This window comes from Microbulbifer mixtoriginis (SeqCode) (genome assembly GCF_052467705.1).
Window position 1 is genome coordinate 2916817 of sequence record NZ_CP174322.1, and the last position, 17509, is coordinate 2934325.

Consider the following 17509-nt stretch of genomic DNA (forward strand, 5'->3'; position numbering starts at 1 on the left):
CTTTTTTGATGTATTTTCTTGTAGAGCTAGGCAGGAACCGCCGTTTTTATGGAGAGTTCATCATTCTCTATGACGACCACCACGCGGCCCCCCTCTTCTGCCAACTCACCAAACAAGACTGACTCAGCCAATGGCTTACGCAGCTTGTCTCGTATCAAACGCGACATCGGCCGAGCCCCCATTTTTTCATCGTAACCGCGAATAGCCAGCCACTCGCGAGCCTCATCATCTACGATCAGAGTCACACGGGAGTCATCCAGCTGCGCTTGCAACTCGACAATAAATTTATCCACTACAGTTTTAACCACATCCAGTGGCAGAGAGCCAAACTGGATAATACTGTCGAGGCGGTTGCGGAACTCTGGGGTAAACATCTTTTTGATTTCCTCCATACCATCGGAGGAGTGATCCTGGCTGGAGAAGCCGATAGACCGACGACTCATCAGCTCAGCGCCCGCATTAGTGGTCATAATTAATATGACATTGCGGAAGTCCGCTTTGCGGCCGTTATTATCTGTCAGAGTTCCGTGATCCATCACCTGGAGAAGCAGGTTGAAGACTTCTGGGTGAGCTTTCTCAATCTCATCGAGCAGTACCACACTATGTGGATGTTTAGTCACAGAATCAGTCAGCAAGCCGCCCTGATCAAAACCCACATATCCCGGTGGCGCACCGATCAAACGGGAAACCGTATGTCGCTCCATATACTCAGACATATCGAAGCGGATTAGCTCAATCCCCATCACCTTGGCCAGCTGACGACAGAGCTCAGTCTTACCAACGCCTGTGGGGCCAGAGAATAGGAAGGATCCTATGGGCTTCTCCTCAGCACCCAACCCAGCACGGCTGAGCTTGATCGCCGTACTGAGCGCCTCAATTGCACGATCCTGACCAAATACCACCATCTTGAGGTTGTCATCAAGCTTGGACAACTGCTCTTTATCAGAAGCGGAGACACTCTTGGCCGGGATACGGGCCATCTTGGCAATTACCGACTCGATTTCACTAATACCAATCACCTCAGTCCGCTCTTCAACCGGCAACAGCGATTGGAAAGCTCCGGCCTCATCAATTACATCTATCGCCTTGTCAGGCAGGAAGCGCTCGGTGATATGGCGGCTGGAAAGCTGAGCTGCGGCATCGAGGGCGGCGTCAGTGAAACGAACTTTGTGATGGTCTTCGAAACAACTCCGAAGCCCCTGTAATATTTGCACGGTCTCCTCTACCGATGGCTCACTAACATCAATCTTTTGAAAACGACGGGAAAGCGCACGATCTTTCTCGAAAATGCCACGATATTCGGTAAAGGTGGTGGAGCCAATGCAGCGGAGCTGACCGCTGGACAGCAGCGGCTTCAACAGGTTGGAGGCGTCCATAACGCCGCCGGATGCTGCGCCGGCTCCAATAATGGTGTGAATTTCATCAATAAACAGGACTGCATGCTCGCGCTTCTTCAGCTCTGCCAGCAGCGCTTTAAAACGTTTCTCAAAATCCCCACGGTACTTGGTACCAGCGAGCAGAGAACCGAGGTCGAGGGAGTAAATAGTGCTCTCTTTTAGTGGCTCAGGGATATCCTCATCCACTATTCGTCGGGCCAACCCCTCCGCGATTGCAGTTTTACCAACTCCGGATTCTCCAACCAACAAGGGGTTGTTTTTGCGACGCCGCGCAAGAACCTGGGTGACTCTCTCTACTTCGGGGCCTCGCCCTACCAAGGGATCAATTCGCCCCAAGATAGCCTCTTGGTTCAGGTTGGTCGCGTAACTCTCCAGGGGGTCAGAACCTCCAGGCTCAGAGCCAGTACTGATCTCCTCTTCCACCTGCTCTTGGGTGGTATCTGAACCGTGGTGGTGATTGTGATTGTTGCCGCTGGAACCGACCCTGGAAATTCCGTGGGTGATGTAATTGACTACATCGATACGCGCAACACTCTGCTGCTTCAGATAATAAACGGCTTGGCTTTCCTGCTCACAGAAAATAGCCACGAGTACATTAGCACCGGTAACCTCTTTTTTCCCCGATGACTGAACATGGAAAACAGCCCTCTGCAACACCCTCTGGAAACCCAATGTGGGCTGAGTTTCGCGATCGGTGTCCGCCTCTGGGATTAACGGCGTGGTAGAGTCCACAAACTCCAATAGTTCGCGGCGCAGTGCGCTCAGGTCGGCCCCACAGGCATGCAACACGTCAGCAGCCGACTCATTATCCAGAAGCGCCAGTAACAGGTGCTCCACAGTCATGAATTCGTGCCGCTTCGCTCGTGCACCCTTGAACGCCAGATTGAGCGTTACCTCTAAGTCCTTGCTGAGCATTTAAACCTCAAACCCTAATCGCCAATGTTCCCCGCCGACTCCGCTGGTAGGCGTGCACCCTTTGCCGGCGTCTAACTCCTGGCTGATTCCCTTCAGGTGACGGGACCCTTGTGCTAAAGCAGCTGTAATTTCAATCAATCGTCTTTACTCTCGTCCGCCTCGATCTCACACAATAGTGGATGCTCATTCTCCTGGGCGAACTGATTAACCTGAGCGGCCTTTGTCTCCGCTATATCCCGAGTATAGACACCGCACACTGCTTTTCCCCGCGTGTGTACTTGCAACATCAACTGTGTGGCGCGCTCACGGTTAACCCCAAAAAACAACTCCAGAGTCTCTACGACAAAGTCCATGGGGGTGTAGTCATCGTTCAACATGATGACCTTGTACATAGGCGGGCGCTTGAGCCGTGGCGGCGCCTCCTCCAATGCGAGCCCACCCTCGGAACCCTCACCGTCGAAATAGTCTTCTCCAGAATCACTGGAGCCTAGTTTAATGACCTGCAAAATACTCATAACAATTATCAATGTGTTCTATCGAGCTTTGATAGTGCAGCATGCTCAACCATCAATGACCTGCCATTGTAACCTTATTTGACCAACGACACAGGGAGATCACAGCCTCAAGCGCGGTTTCTTGACATTCCTATAGCAGTTGACTACAAGAGGTAGTGCCTGCTCATTCACAGCCGTTAGTCGCAGATAGGATCGCAGCCGATTAATCCGCAGGTCAAATAAATATAAAAACTCTGTAAGGTGGCCGACTGGCCACTCAGGCAATTAGAGGGAGTTCGATATGCCTACTGGTACCGTGAAGTGGTTCAACAACGCTAAGGGATATGGGTTTATTCTTGCAGATGAAGGAGGGGAGGATCTGTTTGCGCACTATTCCGCTATTCAGATGGAAGGCTACCGAACCCTAAAGGCCGGCCAACAGGTCACCTTTGATATCGTCAGAGGCGACAAAGGCTATCACGCCGCCAATATTTCCACCGCAGTGGCGGCAGAGACCGCACCAAGCCCCAAAGTGGCCGCTATTGCAGATCCCAACCACTCTGAAACAGAGCGGGAAAAAGAGGCAGAGATGCTCGACTAGCGCTGCAAGCCCGCACAAGCAGACCCCGCCAACAAAAAAGCCCCTTGCTGCAAAGCAAAGGGCTTTTTCTAGTTAGGGCCAGGTTGATTAAAAAACCTAGCCCCAAATCAGCCAATTAGGCCATGTGCTTGATCACTTCGTCACCAAACGCAGAGCAGGATTTCAGCTCAGCACCATCCATCAGGCGCTCGAAATCGTAGGTTACGGTTTTGGCTTCGATAGCACCTTCCATACCCTTGATTACCAGGTCAGCAGCTTCGTTCCAGCCCAGGTGACGCAGCATCATCTCAGCGGAAAGAATCAGAGAGCCCGGGTTAACCTTGTCCTGGCCAGCGTACTTAGGTGCAGTACCGTGGGTTGCTTCGAACAGGGCAACGTCGTCGGACAGGTTTGCGCCCGGAGCGATACCGATACCACCAACCTGTGCAGCCAGTGCGTCAGACAGGTAGTCACCGTTTAGGTTCAGGGTAGCAATTACGTCGTACTCAGCCGGACGCAGCAGGATCTGCTGCAGCATAGCGTCAGCAATTACGTCCTTAACAACGATTTCCTTGCCAGTCTTCGGGTTCTTGAAGCTGTGCCAGGGGCCGCCGTCCAGCGGCTGAGCGCCAAACTCGTCGCGAGCCAGCTCGTAACCCCAATCGGCGAAGGCACCTTCGGTGAACTTCATGATGTTGCCTTTGTGTACCAGGGTTACGGAATCGCGATCCTGGTCCACAGCGTACTGAATAGCCTTGCGCACGAGACGCTTGGTACCCTCTGCAGAAACCGGCTTAACACCGATACCACAGTTCTCAGGGAAACGGATTTTCTTAACACCCATCTCGTCCTGCAGGAACTTGATAACTTTCTTGGCTTCGTCGGTATCAGCTTTCCACTCGATACCAGCGTAGATATCTTCAGAGTTTTCACGGAAGATAACCATGTCTACCTTGTTCGGCTCTTTAACCGGAGAAGGTACACCGCTGAACCAGCGAACTGGACGCTGACATACATACAGATCCAGCTCCTGACGCAGGGCAACGTTCAGGGAACGGAAACCGCCGCCCACAGGTGTGGTCAGAGGGCCTTTGATGCTGACAACGTAATCTTTGATCGCTTCCAGAGTTTCAGCTGGGAACCAGTCGCCAGCGTAAGTCTCTGCGGCTTTCTCACCACAGTAGATTTCCATCCACTCGATTTTCTTGTCGCCGCTGAAAGCTTTCTCTACCGCAGCGTCGATTACTTTGCGCATTACCGGAGTGATGTCCACACCGATGCCGTCACCCTCGATGAACGGAATTACCGGGCGATTCGGAACATTCAGCGAACCGTCGGAATTGACTGTAACTTTTTCGCCGTCTGCCGGCACTTGGATGTGACCCATATTGCGTAAACTCCCAAAATTCTATGACTTTTTAGGTCCAGCGTTGCTTGCACCGCTCCCCCGGGACCATTGGGCGGGGATAAAAATCGGCGGGATTATAGCAGCATCGGCTAATTTTTGTAGTTGGATTACAATACTCAATTTTTCTTATGCCCAAGATTATTCTCCTAAACAAACCTTTTGGCGTGTTAAGCCAATTCACGGACCCCCAGGGTCGCGCCACGCTGGCAGACTATATCCCGCACAAGGGCTTCTATGCCGCGGGTCGGCTCGACTATGACTCGGAGGGACTTCTACTACTCACAGATGATGGAGCGCTACAACATCAAATCAGCCACCCGAAGAGAAAGATGGCGAAGACTTACTGGGCTCAGGTAGAGGGGGACATTTCAGATGACGCCCTGATGTTTCTGCGCAAAGGCGTAGATTTGAAGGATGGACGCACAGCGCCCGCTAAGGTCCGCAGACTCTCCGAGGTCGACCTGTGGCCGCGCAATCCCCCAATCCGAGAGCGCAAGTCCATTCCCACCAGCTGGGTAGAACTTATCATTTACGAGGGTAGAAACCGTCAGGTGCGACGTATGACCGCAGCGGTTGGCTTCCCTACCCTGCGCTTGGTTCGAATGGCTATCGGCAATTGGAATCTCGGCACTCTGCAGCCGGGGCAGCACCGCTCGGAGGAGGTTTTCTCTGCGCCTAAGCCAAGGCCCAAAGGCAAGTCGAAGCCACCTCAGAAGCGCAATCGTCCTCGCCGGAGACAATAAGCAATAACCCAAGATAAAAGCGGCCTTGGTCAGAAGCCCGATTCACAGGTAAAATTCGCCCCCTTTCCATCCCAGTGAAGTAGTGACTGTCCTTCTTATGCCTGATTCCACGCACAACAAACAGCCCAAACGCGTCATCGTCGGTATGTCCGGCGGTGTGGATTCCTCTGTAGCCGCACTTCTGCTCATGCAGCAGGGCTACCAGGTGGAGGGCTTGTTTATGAAGAATTGGGACGAAGATGACGGCACTGAGTACTGCACCGCGAAAGCAGACTTGGCCGATGCCCAGGCGGTATGTGAAAAACTGGGCATCAAGCTGCATACCGCCAATTTTGCTGCCGAGTATTGGGACCACGTCTTCGAATACTTCCTGGCAGAATACAAGGCCGGGCGCACGCCTAACCCGGACATTCTGTGCAACCGGGAGATCAAGTTTAAAGTTTTCCTGGAATATGCCGAAGTTCTGGGAGCTGATGCCATTGCCACCGGACATTACACCCGCCGACGCGATATAGAAGGTCGCACCTATTTGCTCAAGGGCTTGGATGGCAACAAGGATCAAAGCTACTTCCTCCACGCTGTCGGCGAGGGTGAGTTCGCTCGCTCTCTATTTCCACTGGGCGAGTTGGAAAAACCTGAAGTACGGCGTATCGCTGAGGAAAACGGCTTTATCACCCACAATAAAAAAGACAGTACGGGGATCTGCTTTATTGGCGAACGCCGCTTCAAGGACTTTCTGGAACAGTACCTGCCCGCCCAGCCGGGCGACATGGAAACCCCAGAAGGTGAAATTATGGGGCGCCACGCCGGCCTGATGTACCACACCATAGGACAGAGGCAGGGTCTTGGTATCGGAGGGGTAAAGGGCGCGGGCGAAGAACCCTGGTACGTAGTCGGAAAGAACCTAGAGCGCAACGTATTGATTGTTGCCCAGGGGGCACATCACCCCCTGCTTTACGCCACGGGTCTGGTGGCAACCCAAACACATTGGATCAATGGCGCCGCACCGGGTGAGTCTTTCCGCTGTCAAGCGAAGACCCGCTACCGACAGCCAGACCAGGACTGCACAATACGGGTGCAAAAGGGTGGTAACCTGACGGTGGAATTTGACGAGCCACAGCGGGCAATTACCCCAGGACAATCCCTGGTCCTGTACGATGGCGAAATATGCCTCGGCGGCGCAGTTATCGAACAGGCTACAGGTATCGGCACTGCCGTACCGGAAAAATACAAGAAACACTAAGGAGTAACCTTGAATAACTGGCGGGATCAGGCTCTGGCATTGGCCGGAATATTTCAATCCGCAACTTTAGTGGAGCGATTGGCCAAAACAGGCACCGCTCCCCAGGCCCAGCTGGAGACCGGGGTATACAGCCTTTTCCAGCTCAACCCAGATCGCACCGAAGATGTGTTCGCCGGCGCAGAGAAGCTGCTGCCCGGCTTGCAGGTCTCACGGCAGTTACTGCAATCGCGGCAACACCCTGAATACACAGACTGCCTGCGCTATGCACTGTCTGTGCTCTATCTGCAGCGGCAATTGAGTAAGAAAGGAGAGTTGCTCTCCATCATTGGCAGCCGCCTCGAAAAAGCCAAGACTCAGGCGGAACACTTCGCCCCCACCCACGAGAATGTATTTTCCAATCTCGCCAGTATTTATAGCGATACCCTCGGCACTTTCCGCTTTCGTATCCAGGTGCTGGGAGATTTTAATTTCCTGCAGCAACAGCGCGTCGCCAACCAAATCCGCTCAATGCTGTTTGCCGGTATCCGTTCAGCCACGCTGTGGCGACAGTTGGGTGGAAGGCGCCTGCACCTGCTATTTCAACGCAAAAAACTATTGCGTGCGACCGACGAGCTAATCGCACAGATCGAATCTATAAAAAACTAATCCCGGAGATTTACTATGACAGTTGAGCTTTCCGCACTCACAGCGGTATCCCCTATTGATGGTCGCTACGAGAGCAAGACTGCCCCCCTACGCGAAATTTTTAGTGAATACGGCCTGATTCGCGCCCGTGTTGAAGTGGAAGTGCGCTGGCTTCAGAAACTCTCCGCGCACTCAGAAATCACTGAGGTAGAGCAATTCGATGAAGCTGCTAGCCAGCTGCTCGATAGCATTGTGGCCAACTTTTCCCTGGAAGATGCTGGGCGTATCAAAGAAATTGAGCGCACCACCAACCACGACGTGAAAGCGGTTGAATACTTCCTCAAAGAAAAAATCAGCGGCAATGCCCAGCTGGAAAAAGTAAGCGAGTTCGTGCACTTCGCTTGCACATCTGAAGACATCAACAACCTGTCCCACGCTCTGATGCTACGCGCTGGTCGCGACAACGTTATGTTGCCCGCAATGAATAGCCTGGTAGAAAAGATCGCCCAGCTAGCCCAGGATTTCGCCGACGTGCCCATGCTGTCTCGCACCCACGGCCAAACCGCCAGCCCTACGACCGTGGGCAAGGAACTCGCCAACGTGGTTGCACGCCTTCGCCGCCAGGTAGCCCAGGTAGGGGCTGTCCCCTTGCTGGGTAAAATCAACGGTGCTGTAGGCAACTACAATGCCCACCTATCTGCCTACCCAAATATCGACTGGGAAAAGAATGCGGAAGAATTTATTTCCTCGCTCGGCCTCACCTGGAACCCCTACACCACCCAGATCGAACCACACGACTATATTGCCGAACTGTTCGATGCTATTGCGCGCTTTAACACCATCCTGATCGACTTTGACCGCGACATCTGGGGCTATATTTCCCTCGGTTACTTCAAACAGAAAGTCGTTGCCGGAGAAGTGGGCTCCTCCACTATGCCGCACAAGGTCAATCCTATCGATTTCGAAAACTCCGAAGGAAACCTGGGCCTGGCCAACGCTGTATTCCAGCACCTGGCCGCGAAGTTACCAGTCTCCCGCTGGCAGCGCGATCTGACCGATTCCACCGTACTGCGCAACATGGGTGTGGGTGCCGGTTACTCTGCCATCGCTTATGCCGCCACCATGAAGGGGCTGGGCAAGCTGGAAATCAACCGTGAACGCCTGGCAGAAGACCTGGACAGCTCCTGGGAAGTTCTGGCAGAGCCGATCCAGACTGTGATGCGCCGCTACAACATCGAAGAGCCTTACGAGAAACTGAAGGCCCTTACCCGCGGCCAGGGCATCACCCGCGAAACCTTGAAAGTGTTTATCGAGAATCTGGAAATTCCTGCGGAAGCCAAAAGCGCACTGCTGGAAATGACTCCTGCATCCTACATCGGTAACGCCGTCGAGCAAGCTCGCAAAATCTAAGTGAGCACCGCTTCCGGCCACACCGCAGTGGCCGGAAATTTATTCAAACTTCTTTACTGCCGCTCTACTCTGCAGAGCTTTAACCTTAGGTGAGTTACACCTATTAGCGGCAGACTAGAGAACATTTCCCCAGCCCAACAAACAGTGAGAGTTACCGTGGCAAGCCCCCTTACCCATCTCGGCGATATGCCAATTGAAGTTTTTATGCGCGATTATTGGCAGCAAAAACCCTTGCTGATCCGCAATGCTTTCCCCAACTTCGAATCGCCCATATCCGGAGAAGAGCTTGCCGGAATGGCTCTGGAGGAGACGATTGAATCTCGCCTGGTGCTTGAAAATGGCGAGAGCGGTCCCTGGGAGCTACGCAACGGCCCTTTCACTGAGGAAGACTTTCTATCCCTACCCCGCACGCACTGGACCCTACTTGTACAAGCCGTAGATCAATGGCTTTCCGAAGTGGCTGAATTAAAAGAGTATTTTCGCTTTATCCCAGACTGGCGCCTGGATGATGTGATGATTAGTTACGCGGCGGATCAGGGGAGTGTCGGACCGCACTATGACCAATACGATGTCTTTCTGCTCCAGGCCGAGGGCAAACGCCTGTGGCAGCAGGGAGCGAAAGTGGATGAGACCAATCCCCGCCTGGAAGGCACGCCCCTCAATATCCTGAAAGAATTTAATGCTGAGAACAGCTGGGTACTGGAGCCTGGCGACATGCTTTACCTCCCGCCACAATACAGTCACTGGGGTATCGCCGAGGGCGGCTGCACCACGATCTCCATTGGCTTCCGAGCACCTTCTGCCTCAGCCATATTGGAAGATCTCGCGGCCGAAGTGGCAATGGGACTGAAGGATAGCCTGCGTTATACCGATGCCGGCATGGAACCGACAAAATCCCCAGCGGAAGTTGATCCCGAGTCCGTAGCTCGCTTACAACAACAACTGGCCGAGTGGCTTAAGCAACCAGAGAAGGTCACTCAGTGGTTTGGCGCAGTGATGACGGAAGCAAAATACCCTGATACCGTCGCACTAGACGCTGATGAGGCCGCTGACTGGCGTGAGCAAATGCCAAAGGGGATGCCATTGGTGCTAAACCCCGCATCTCGAGTCGCCTTTTCCAGGGAGCCGGCCACGTTATTTGTCGACGGTGAAGCCCTAACCGCACCAATCACCTTTGCTCAACAATTTGCCGAGTCCCACGAAATTTCCTGGAGCGACTTTGAAACCTTTCCAGAAATTGCCACCCCTGATGGTTTAATTGACCAATTGGTAGCCCAAGGCACACTAATTTATCCCCCTGAGGATTTCTAATATGGCCGCACTGGTGCGCCCCGCTGACTGGCAAAAAGAAAAAGAAAGCATTCGCACTATCCGCGAAACTGTGTTCGTCCAGGAACAGAAAGTTCCTGCCGACTTGGAGTGGGATAACCAGGAAGAATCTTCACAACACTTCCTAGTTTTTAATGGTGATGTTGCCGTTGGAACCGGACGGCTCAGCAAAAGTGGTAAAGTTGGGCGGATGGCGATCATGCCATCCGCCCGAGGCAAAGGTCTGGGGGCCCAGTTACTCAAGGCGATTTGTGACTTTGCCAAACAACAGGGCTTTCGCAGTGTATATCTACATGCACAACAGCATGCTGAAGGCTTCTACATTCGGAGTGGCTTTATCCCAGAGGGAGAGACCTTTTACGAGGCCAATATCCCTCATATCAAAATGATTCGTCAGTTGCACTAAGCCGTAATGAAGGCGCTGGTATGTTTACGCATACCGACGCCTTCATTTCCGTCTGCTCGTTAAAAATGAAATGTCCGCCACTAATTTTTAGGTCTCGCGAGACTACTCCCCCTCCTCTTTCTGACTAACATATTCGTCGACGTAGCTAGCGGTAAAATAAAAATAAATGATAACGGCTTTGTAAGTGTATTCTTTTAGTGCTCTGAACTGGATTCCGTATCGCAACTTGGAGTAACCGCAGGAGTACCGGCTACTTATTACTCGGGTCAAAACTCTCGCCCTGCGAAAGACTGCCCAGGCTAATATCAGAATGCCAGGAAACCCTATAAGTGAGTGCTCAGATCATATGCCCAAGACACTACTGCTTAAGAATGCTGAAGTACTGGTAACCATGGACTCAGAAAGACGTGAGATTCCCAATGGCGGTATTTTTGCCGAAGAAGGCATTATCACGGCTGTAGGCCCCACAGATAAACTACCCATGAGCGCTGACACCATTATTGACGCTAGCGGGCAGATAGTCCTACCAGGACTGGTGAACACTCATCACCATTTAAACCAGACTCTCACCCGCAACCTGCCAGCGACCCAGAACAAAAATTTATTCGCTTGGCTTCAGCTTCACTACCCTATCTGGAGCCGGATAAATCCAGAAGCCTCTCGCACAAGTGCTTTGATTGGTTTGGCTGAGCTTATTCTCTCTGGTTGCACCACGGTTTTTGACCATTCTTATTTATTTAAAAGTGGCAACAAAGTGGACTTTCATATTGAAGCAGCAAAGGACTTAGGGGTGAGGTTCCATGCAAGCCGCGGCTCCATGTCTTTGGGCAGATCACAAGGGGGCTTACCCCCAGATGAAAGTGTCGAAGATGAAGATTTTATTCTCCAAGACAGTATCCGGGTCATTGATCGCTATCACGATGCAAGCTATGGAGCCCTGACTCGAATTGTTCTGGCCCCCTGCTCTCCATTTACTGTTTCAGAAAATCTGCTCAAAGAAACTGCCCTGCTGGCCCGTGATAAAGGCGTTATGCTACACACGCATATTTGCGAAACATTTGATGAAGAGCGCCACACTTTAGAACGATTTGGCAAGCGCCCTCTGGAGTGGATGGGAGAAAGCGAGTGGTTGGGGCCCGATGTTTGGTTTGCTCACGCAATACACATCGATACACAAGAAATAAATACTTTTGCTCGTACCGGGTGTGGCATCGCTCACTGTCCAAGCTCTAATATGCGCCTTGCATCAGGGATAGCCCCCGTTAAAGACTATATTGCAGCTGGAATTAAAGTGGGACTTGGTGTGGATGGGTCAGCCAGCAATGACGCCTCCAATATGCTCTTGGAAACCCGCCAGGCAATGTTGCTCTCAAGGTTGCGCATGGGCCTTCGCCCACCGGAGGGGCCACATCGCTACGCCCAACTTCCTCAGTCCCACCCTCTACGCTCGCCGGAATGGATGACAGCCAGGGAAGCTTTAGAGCTTGCCACTATCGGTGGTGCCAGCGTTCTTAATCGTACTGATATCGGAGCATTGGAAGTTGGGCGTTGTGCTGATTTCTTTTCTCTAGAACTCAACACTATTCAATATGCCGGGGCTCTTTCAGATCCAGTTGCCGCGATAGTCTTCTGCGCCCCCCAATCAGCAAAAACTGTAGTAATTCACGGTCGACAAGTTGTGAGCAATGGAGAGATTACTTCAATAAATATGGAACCCGTTATTCGAGATCACAATCAATGGAGCCAGAGGTTATTGGCTAATGGCTAATGGCTAATGGCTAATGGCTAATGGCTAATGGCTAATGGCTAATGGCTAATGGGCACAGAATAGTAGTAAGTGTGGAAGGAAAGAAAAGGTATCTACCTAGGGCGTTGCTGTACGGTTTTTTTCAACCAGCGCTGCATTCTCAGTTTTATTTGCACTTCTCTAGCCCAAAACCGAAATAGGACTCCATACCGACAGCAAACCAAAAATTTCAAATGAGTCAAAGGAGTATCTGTTACCACTTGCAAGCAAGTTTAGAATTTGCAGGAATTCTACACAGTATTGGGCGGCTCTGATTTTTTATATTTATCTCTAAGACTGTACTCTTACACACTTCGATTTTTAGAATATACAAATTCAAGTAGATTTTTTTGGTAAAAATATATGGGAAGGGGCTATCAACAATACAGTGATCTTGTTCTGAATAATCACTGGACGTCTCATCATTGGGTTTTTCGACCACTTTAGTCATGCCTACATATTACCAACAAGGACTTATTGCTTAATCGCAGGAGCTGGGCTCAGAGACTCCGCCCTGGCCCTTTCAATCATTCAAGTCCATATATCAAAATCAGCGCACGAGTTAGCCACAGAAATGGTACTTACTTCAGGGCTTATATTAGGTCGTATTTTGCAAATAGTCCTTGGGCCTAAGCTAGAACTCCTTCAATATTTTGATTTAACAGAAATAAAAACCAAATATCTTAATCCCTTGCCCACGAGCAGTGAAAATTCCTAAGTTACCAATCAGCCTTCCAGTTGACAGATCTAGTTATCTGTCTCGGCCTCATTAGCAGATTTTTCTTTTAAAGATAACGCAAAATAGCCTCAGTCCTTTCAATTAAAGAACATCGAGGCTATTCCTCTTGAGCTACGCCACTTTCCCTAAAGTTTTATCAAAACTTATTTGCTGGATATTAGATACTGCCGCAAGGACTAAAGCGCTTTAATAGACGCCCTATTCGCTCCCCCAAATATAAAGCCGTAAGTCGATCAAGCTCATGCACAGCCCCTTCACTATTAACAACAGCCACAAGACCGGACTGACAACCACTTCTATTTCGCCCCTGTACATCCAGATTTGGTAAAATGTCATTAGGCACCCACAACATCCCCATCTGCGCGGCAAATATCTGCAAAGTAGTTAGAGTATTAAGCTGATCCCCACTGAAATTACTGCCGATAGTAAAACCTGCAGATAGCTTATCAACCCAGCCGCGATTACTGTAACGTTCACTGGCCGCATCCATAAAAGCCTTAAACTGGGCTGAAACCGACCCCATAAAAGTTGGCGAGCCCAGCACAATTCCATCACACTGATCCAGACGATGCATCAAGTCAGGATTCTCATAGCGCCCATGCTGAATATGCTTGGCCTCAACAGCAAATGTAACTCCTTCACATCCATGGATACTATTAATTCCATCCGCAGTGGCTTCTGCCAATGTCCTTGTACTGCCGCAAGCGGAGTGATAAACAACTCCTGCTTTAATCATGATGCGACCCGATCAGTATTCACAGCAGCATGCTCTGCCACCTTTTGAGATGAGCCGTTCTCAAAGAGGCCAGCTAACCTCTCAAAGGAAGATATATCCTCGGGCACCTCGATCCCAAAAATGCTTAATAGCGTTTTGCGTAACTCTTCAACATTCGCCAGCATGATGACTGTCTTTGCTCCAGTTATCGGCTGATAACTCAATTGGCGATCCAGTAAAGCATGACGCCCTTCGGGGAAAGCACGAGTAGCAATCAGGTGCTCTACAAAACGGGACTCAGGGTGAGTACTACAAAACCAATTGGCGATTTTATAGTCGCCCGCTGTACGTGGCCGTAAATCAAAGCTGTACATTGAATGCCAGGCATCATGGATCTTCACTTCTAATAGATAGTCCTCACCCGATTGGGTTAAGCGATAAGTACCGTGGGGCGTACTCTGAGGACCTGAAACATCTAAGCGCAGAGGTGCAGTCAGTGTATTGCTGCCAAAGCCCGCATCCACCAAATAAGGTACCTGCCCTACTTTTACAAGTAAGATCATATGAGACTGAGCTGGCTGGTGGCCCGGTGGAGTCTGCCAAAGAACCCGAGCAGCAAGTCCTGTAACAGCAAAGCCTATCTGCTGTAACCCAGCCCGTAACAAAGCATTTTGCTCAAAGCAATAACCACCACGCTTTTGGTTCACAAGCTTTTGTTCAATAGCGGCCATCTCAATATTCACGGGACTCCCAAGAAAGGACGTTACATTCTCAAATGGCAGAGTACGAATATGTTGCGTAAGAATATCCCTTAAGGTTTTCAAATCCAGGGCTAGCTTATTGCGGTAACCAATACGTGCTAAGTATTTTGATAAATTGATGTTATGGGTGCTTGGTGTCATTTGACTTCAATCCTCATGGCCAATCAACAATAGCAGCAGTCTAATACCTGAACCTTGGTTTAGGTCAATATCGATTGCTAATTCTCTTTACTCTTTTTGCGCCAAATGTCTCTAAACGGCTGATGGTACGCTGATCATCCTGAAGATACGGATTAATGGATTGGTGCGGGCCAGACAAGTGCAAAGAGACCTTATTCCAAGATCTTATCCCAATAGTGAGTCCTGCGAAGCATATCCTCTATTGTCTCTTCGGGTAATAACTCCAATGGTGTCAGCCCATCTTGAATCTGCCAGCCGCCCCCAAGAGAAAGATAAACCTGAACTAGATTCGCTGCTACTGCACCTTGGGCAATCACCAAGAGATCCTGCTGGGTAAAATTTGAAACCATCGTGGTGATAACAGTGTTGAACTGTATCGCTCCGTCGACATATTGCGTCATGGAGAGATTGACGGCCTCTTCAGAAGCCATAGCTGCGATATTATAAAAGTACTGTTGTTCCTGGGATTTGAGATATGCAACTATTGCATTCTCAACATCAACCTGCGCCTGTAAGACCACTTGCTGGTAGTCTGATACCAGCTGCTGGAAGGTCGCATCCTGCAAGCGCACATTGTTGCGCAACCGGCCATAATTAAACACATTCCAATCAAACTCAACGAATAAATCCCAAGCATCACTTCTGCCATTTAACTGCCCCCCCCTGATATCAATTGCTCCTATTAGCCCACCGATTGAAAAGTTTGGGTATAGCTCCGCTCGAGCAACACCAATCAGCTCCCCCTGTGCTGCGAGAAGCCGCTCAGCCTGGCGAATATCAGGACGCTGACGCAAAAGATCCTGCGGCATGCCTATCGTTATAATTGAGGGCACATGGGGCACCGTTGGAGATACAGAAAGGAGGTCATTAAGGCTATGAGGGGGCATACCCAGTAGTATTGAAAGGGTATTTTTGAACTGCTGAAGCGTAGCTTCCAGCGCAGGAACAGCAGCCTGAGTGTTACTTAATAAGGTTTGGGCCTGTTCGGCATCCAACGCACTGACCTCTCCTGCATGAAATTTTACTTCAGCGATTCTTAGCCCTTCAGTCTGAATACGAATATTTTCCTGTGCCACCTGAATACGGCGTTTTACAGTGCGAATATTGATATATGTTTGCGCTACCTGTGCAATGATTGAGACAAGCAGCCCATCATATTCAGCCATACTGGCCTCAAAGTCAGCTGCGGCGGAATTAACCAATCGCCTCAACTGCCCCCACATATCCAACTCCCAGGTTAAATTGAAATTAAGGTAGTACTCACTCTGATAGTTTCCGGTTATACCAGAGCGAACATATTTGGAGCGATCTACGAGCCCCTCAATTTGCTGTATCTGTGGATATTGATTCCCTATTGCAATAGCGAGGAGCTGCTGCGCTTGCAGTGCTCTTAATGCGGCTGATCGCAATTCCAGGTTATTTTCTATTGCCTGCTCTACCAAATCATCCAGAACAGGATCGGCGAAGGCAGACTGCCACCAGTAAGGATTCACTGTTTCAAGGATATCTACCCGTTTACTGTTTTGATAAATCCAGGTGTCTTCAACTGTAACAGGGGGCGGTACATAATCTGGGCCCAGCATGCAACCATTACCAACAAATACAGAAAAAGCACCAAGAGCTAAGGACTTGCGTAGATATTCAAACCTAAACAGGCTAAGGATTTTGCGCCGTATCATCTTGGTCGGCGCTCGCAGTATTGCTCAATATGAGCACTGAACTGGTAAAACCAACACGAAGCTCGACAGACTCAGGCCTTTCTGTCAAATGAACTCTCACCGGGATTCTCTGAGCGAGACGAATCCACTCAAAAGTTGGATCAACTCGTGGTAAAAGGTCGTTACCCGCAGTTCCATCAGTTTGTGCAATACCCCAGCCAATGCTTTCAACATACCCTTTGAGTGGCCTATGTGGGTATGCCATTAATGTCACTATTGCCTTATCCCCTGGAGCAATTCTGCGTATAAAGGTTTCACGAAAATAACCTTCTACTCGATAAGTACTAATATCCACTATTGATAGTGCGGGCTGGTTTGCTACAGCTTGATCCCCGAAGCGAAAATCCAGATTTGTAACATATCCGGATACAGGCGCCGTCACCGTTGTATATTCCAGATTAAGTTCAGCCTGACGTACTAAAGCCAGAGCTGCGCGCACACCAGGATTATCTGCCCCAAGTGCACCGAGTTGCGCACGGACCTGTGCTAATTCAGCCTGAGATTGCTCTAAAGCAGCTAAGGATTTAACGAGTGTTGCCTCTGCACCAGCCCGATACTCCACTGACGACTCAAACTCAGCTTGTGCGGCCTGAAGAGATCTCACTGAAGTTGCGCGCTGAGGAAGTAGTTCTTGCTGACGCCTATACTCCGCTCTAGCCTTGGTAATCTCTGCATCTAGTGCATTGATGTTGCTTTGCGCCAAATCTATAGCCGCGGAGGACTCCCTTATCCTAGCTTCATAAGCCAGAATATTCTCCCTCTGAGCATTATAAATATCGACGGCCTCCTCGTATTGAGCCTTGGCTTCCGCCAAAGCGGCTTCATAGGTTCTTGGGTCTATTTGAAATAGAAGTTCACCCGCATTGACAAATTGGTTATCTCTAATAGGCAGCGAAACCACTTGACCTGAAACTCTAGGAGTAACCTGGATAATATCCGCCTGCACTTTCCCATCTCTAGTCCAGGGGTTGTTGAGATACTTCCAAAACTGAAGAACCAATGCAAACATTGCCAGGAATACCATACTCGCCGTAAGTATGTACTTTCTAAACTTCTCCACC

The 17509-nt window shown here is 50.3% G+C and carries 15 protein-coding genes; 8 read left to right on the forward strand and 7 right to left on the reverse strand.

Annotated elements, in window-relative coordinates; translation table 11 throughout:
• Positions 1-26: 26 nt before the first annotated feature.
• Both clpA and clpS read right to left on the reverse strand, forming a co-directional pair.
• Positions 27-2312: an ATP-dependent Clp protease ATP-binding subunit ClpA gene (gene clpA, locus ACJJIB_RS12715; protein ID WP_444886328.1), complete on the reverse strand. Its 2286-nt coding sequence runs from the start codon at positions 2310-2312 to the stop codon at positions 27-29.
• A 134-nt stretch (positions 2313-2446) separates the two neighbouring features.
• The gene (clpS, locus tag ACJJIB_RS12720; RefSeq protein WP_252081789.1) at positions 2447-2827 is read right to left on the reverse strand and encodes an ATP-dependent Clp protease adapter ClpS; all 381 of its coding nucleotides are present in this window, start codon (positions 2825-2827) and stop codon (positions 2447-2449) included.
• A gap of 280 nt (positions 2828-3107) precedes the next feature.
• Between clpS and cspD the strand changes: the two genes are divergently transcribed.
• Entirely contained in the window at positions 3108-3407 is a 300-nt protein-coding gene (gene cspD / locus ACJJIB_RS12725; RefSeq protein WP_444886329.1) for a cold shock domain-containing protein CspD, read from the forward strand.
• Between the two features lie 115 nt (positions 3408-3522).
• Here the strand turns inward: cspD and icd are convergent, their stop codons facing one another.
• Complete coding sequence (icd, locus tag ACJJIB_RS12730; protein ID WP_252081790.1) at positions 3523-4773, reverse strand: NADP-dependent isocitrate dehydrogenase; 1251 nt, start codon at positions 4771-4773, stop codon at positions 3523-3525.
• A 149-nt stretch (positions 4774-4922) separates the two neighbouring features.
• Between icd and ACJJIB_RS12735 the strand changes: the two genes are divergently transcribed.
• The 7 genes from ACJJIB_RS12735 to ACJJIB_RS12765 all read left to right on the forward strand — a co-directional run bounded on the left by ACJJIB_RS12735 (position 4923) and on the right by ACJJIB_RS12765 (position 12317).
• The gene (locus ACJJIB_RS12735; protein ID WP_444886330.1) at positions 4923-5537 is read left to right on the forward strand and encodes a pseudouridine synthase; all 615 of its coding nucleotides are present in this window, start codon (positions 4923-4925) and stop codon (positions 5535-5537) included.
• Between the two features lie 97 nt (positions 5538-5634).
• A complete protein-coding gene (gene mnmA, locus ACJJIB_RS12740) occupies positions 5635-6780 on the forward strand; it encodes a tRNA 2-thiouridine(34) synthase MnmA (protein WP_444886331.1) in 1146 nt (381 codons plus the stop codon).
• Between the two features lie 9 nt (positions 6781-6789).
• A complete protein-coding gene (gene hflD, locus ACJJIB_RS12745; protein ID WP_152453442.1) occupies positions 6790-7425 on the forward strand; it encodes a high frequency lysogenization protein HflD in 636 nt (211 codons plus the stop codon).
• Between the two features lie 15 nt (positions 7426-7440).
• Complete coding sequence (purB, locus tag ACJJIB_RS12750; RefSeq protein WP_444886332.1) at positions 7441-8814, forward strand: adenylosuccinate lyase; 1374 nt, start codon at positions 7441-7443, stop codon at positions 8812-8814.
• Between the two features lie 156 nt (positions 8815-8970).
• Complete coding sequence (locus ACJJIB_RS12755; RefSeq protein ID WP_444886333.1) at positions 8971-10125, forward strand: JmjC domain-containing protein; 1155 nt, start codon at positions 8971-8973, stop codon at positions 10123-10125.
• 1 nt (position 10126) lies between these two features.
• Entirely contained in the window at positions 10127-10549 is a 423-nt protein-coding gene (locus ACJJIB_RS12760; RefSeq protein WP_444886334.1) for a GNAT family N-acetyltransferase, read from the forward strand.
• A 346-nt stretch (positions 10550-10895) separates the two neighbouring features.
• Positions 10896-12317, forward strand: a complete 1422-nt coding sequence (locus ACJJIB_RS12765; protein ID WP_252081796.1) for an 8-oxoguanine deaminase — start codon at positions 10896-10898, stop codon at positions 12315-12317.
• 914 nt (positions 12318-13231) lie between these two features.
• Here ACJJIB_RS12765 and ACJJIB_RS12770 read toward each other — a convergent pair.
• The 4 genes from ACJJIB_RS12770 to ACJJIB_RS12785 all read right to left on the reverse strand — a co-directional run bounded on the left by ACJJIB_RS12770 (position 13232) and on the right by ACJJIB_RS12785 (position 17508).
• Positions 13232-13810 (reverse strand): flavodoxin family protein, encoded by a 579-nt coding sequence (locus ACJJIB_RS12770; protein WP_444886335.1) that lies wholly within the window; start codon positions 13808-13810, stop codon positions 13232-13234.
• Entirely contained in the window at positions 13807-14691 is an 885-nt protein-coding gene (locus ACJJIB_RS12775; protein WP_444886336.1) for an arylamine N-acetyltransferase family protein, read from the reverse strand. Before ACJJIB_RS12775 ends, ACJJIB_RS12770 begins: the two co-directional genes overlap by 4 nt.
• A gap of 191 nt (positions 14692-14882) precedes the next feature.
• Positions 14883-16409, reverse strand: coding sequence for an efflux transporter outer membrane subunit (locus ACJJIB_RS12780; RefSeq protein WP_444886337.1), 1527 nt, complete (start codon positions 16407-16409; stop codon positions 14883-14885).
• Positions 16387-17508 carry an HlyD family secretion protein gene (locus ACJJIB_RS12785; protein ID WP_444886338.1) on the reverse strand — a complete coding sequence of 374 codons (1122 nt, stop codon included), beginning with the start codon at positions 17506-17508 and terminating at the stop codon, positions 16387-16389. The genes ACJJIB_RS12780 and ACJJIB_RS12785 overlap by 23 nt, the downstream gene beginning before the upstream one ends.
• Between the last annotated feature and the right edge of the window lies 1 nt (position 17509).

Coding starts and splice junctions, on each gene's coding strand:
- clpA (WP_444886328.1), bottom strand. CDS start 2,312: ATGCTCAGCAAGGACTTAGAGGTAACGCTCAATCTGGCGTTCAAGGGT.
- clpS (WP_252081789.1), bottom strand. CDS start 2,827: ATGAGTATTTTGCAGGTCATTAAACTAGGCTCCAGTGATTCTGGAGAA.
- cspD (WP_444886329.1), top strand. CDS start 3,108: ATGCCTACTGGTACCGTGAAGTGGTTCAACAACGCTAAGGGATATGGG.
- icd (WP_252081790.1), bottom strand. CDS start 4,773: ATGGGTCACATCCAAGTGCCGGCAGACGGCGAAAAAGTTACAGTCAAT.
- ACJJIB_RS12735 (WP_444886330.1), top strand. CDS start 4,923: ATGCCCAAGATTATTCTCCTAAACAAACCTTTTGGCGTGTTAAGCCAA.
- mnmA (WP_444886331.1), top strand. CDS start 5,635: ATGCCTGATTCCACGCACAACAAACAGCCCAAACGCGTCATCGTCGGT.
- purB (WP_444886332.1), top strand. CDS start 7,441: ATGACAGTTGAGCTTTCCGCACTCACAGCGGTATCCCCTATTGATGGT.
- ACJJIB_RS12760 (WP_444886334.1), top strand. CDS start 10,127: ATGGCCGCACTGGTGCGCCCCGCTGACTGGCAAAAAGAAAAAGAAAGC.
- ACJJIB_RS12765 (WP_252081796.1), top strand. CDS start 10,896: ATGCCCAAGACACTACTGCTTAAGAATGCTGAAGTACTGGTAACCATG.
- ACJJIB_RS12770 (WP_444886335.1), bottom strand. CDS start 13,810: ATGATTAAAGCAGGAGTTGTTTATCACTCCGCTTGCGGCAGTACAAGG.
- ACJJIB_RS12775 (WP_444886336.1), bottom strand. CDS start 14,691: ATGACACCAAGCACCCATAACATCAATTTATCAAAATACTTAGCACGT.
- ACJJIB_RS12780 (WP_444886337.1), bottom strand. CDS start 16,409: ATGATACGGCGCAAAATCCTTAGCCTGTTTAGGTTTGAATATCTACGC.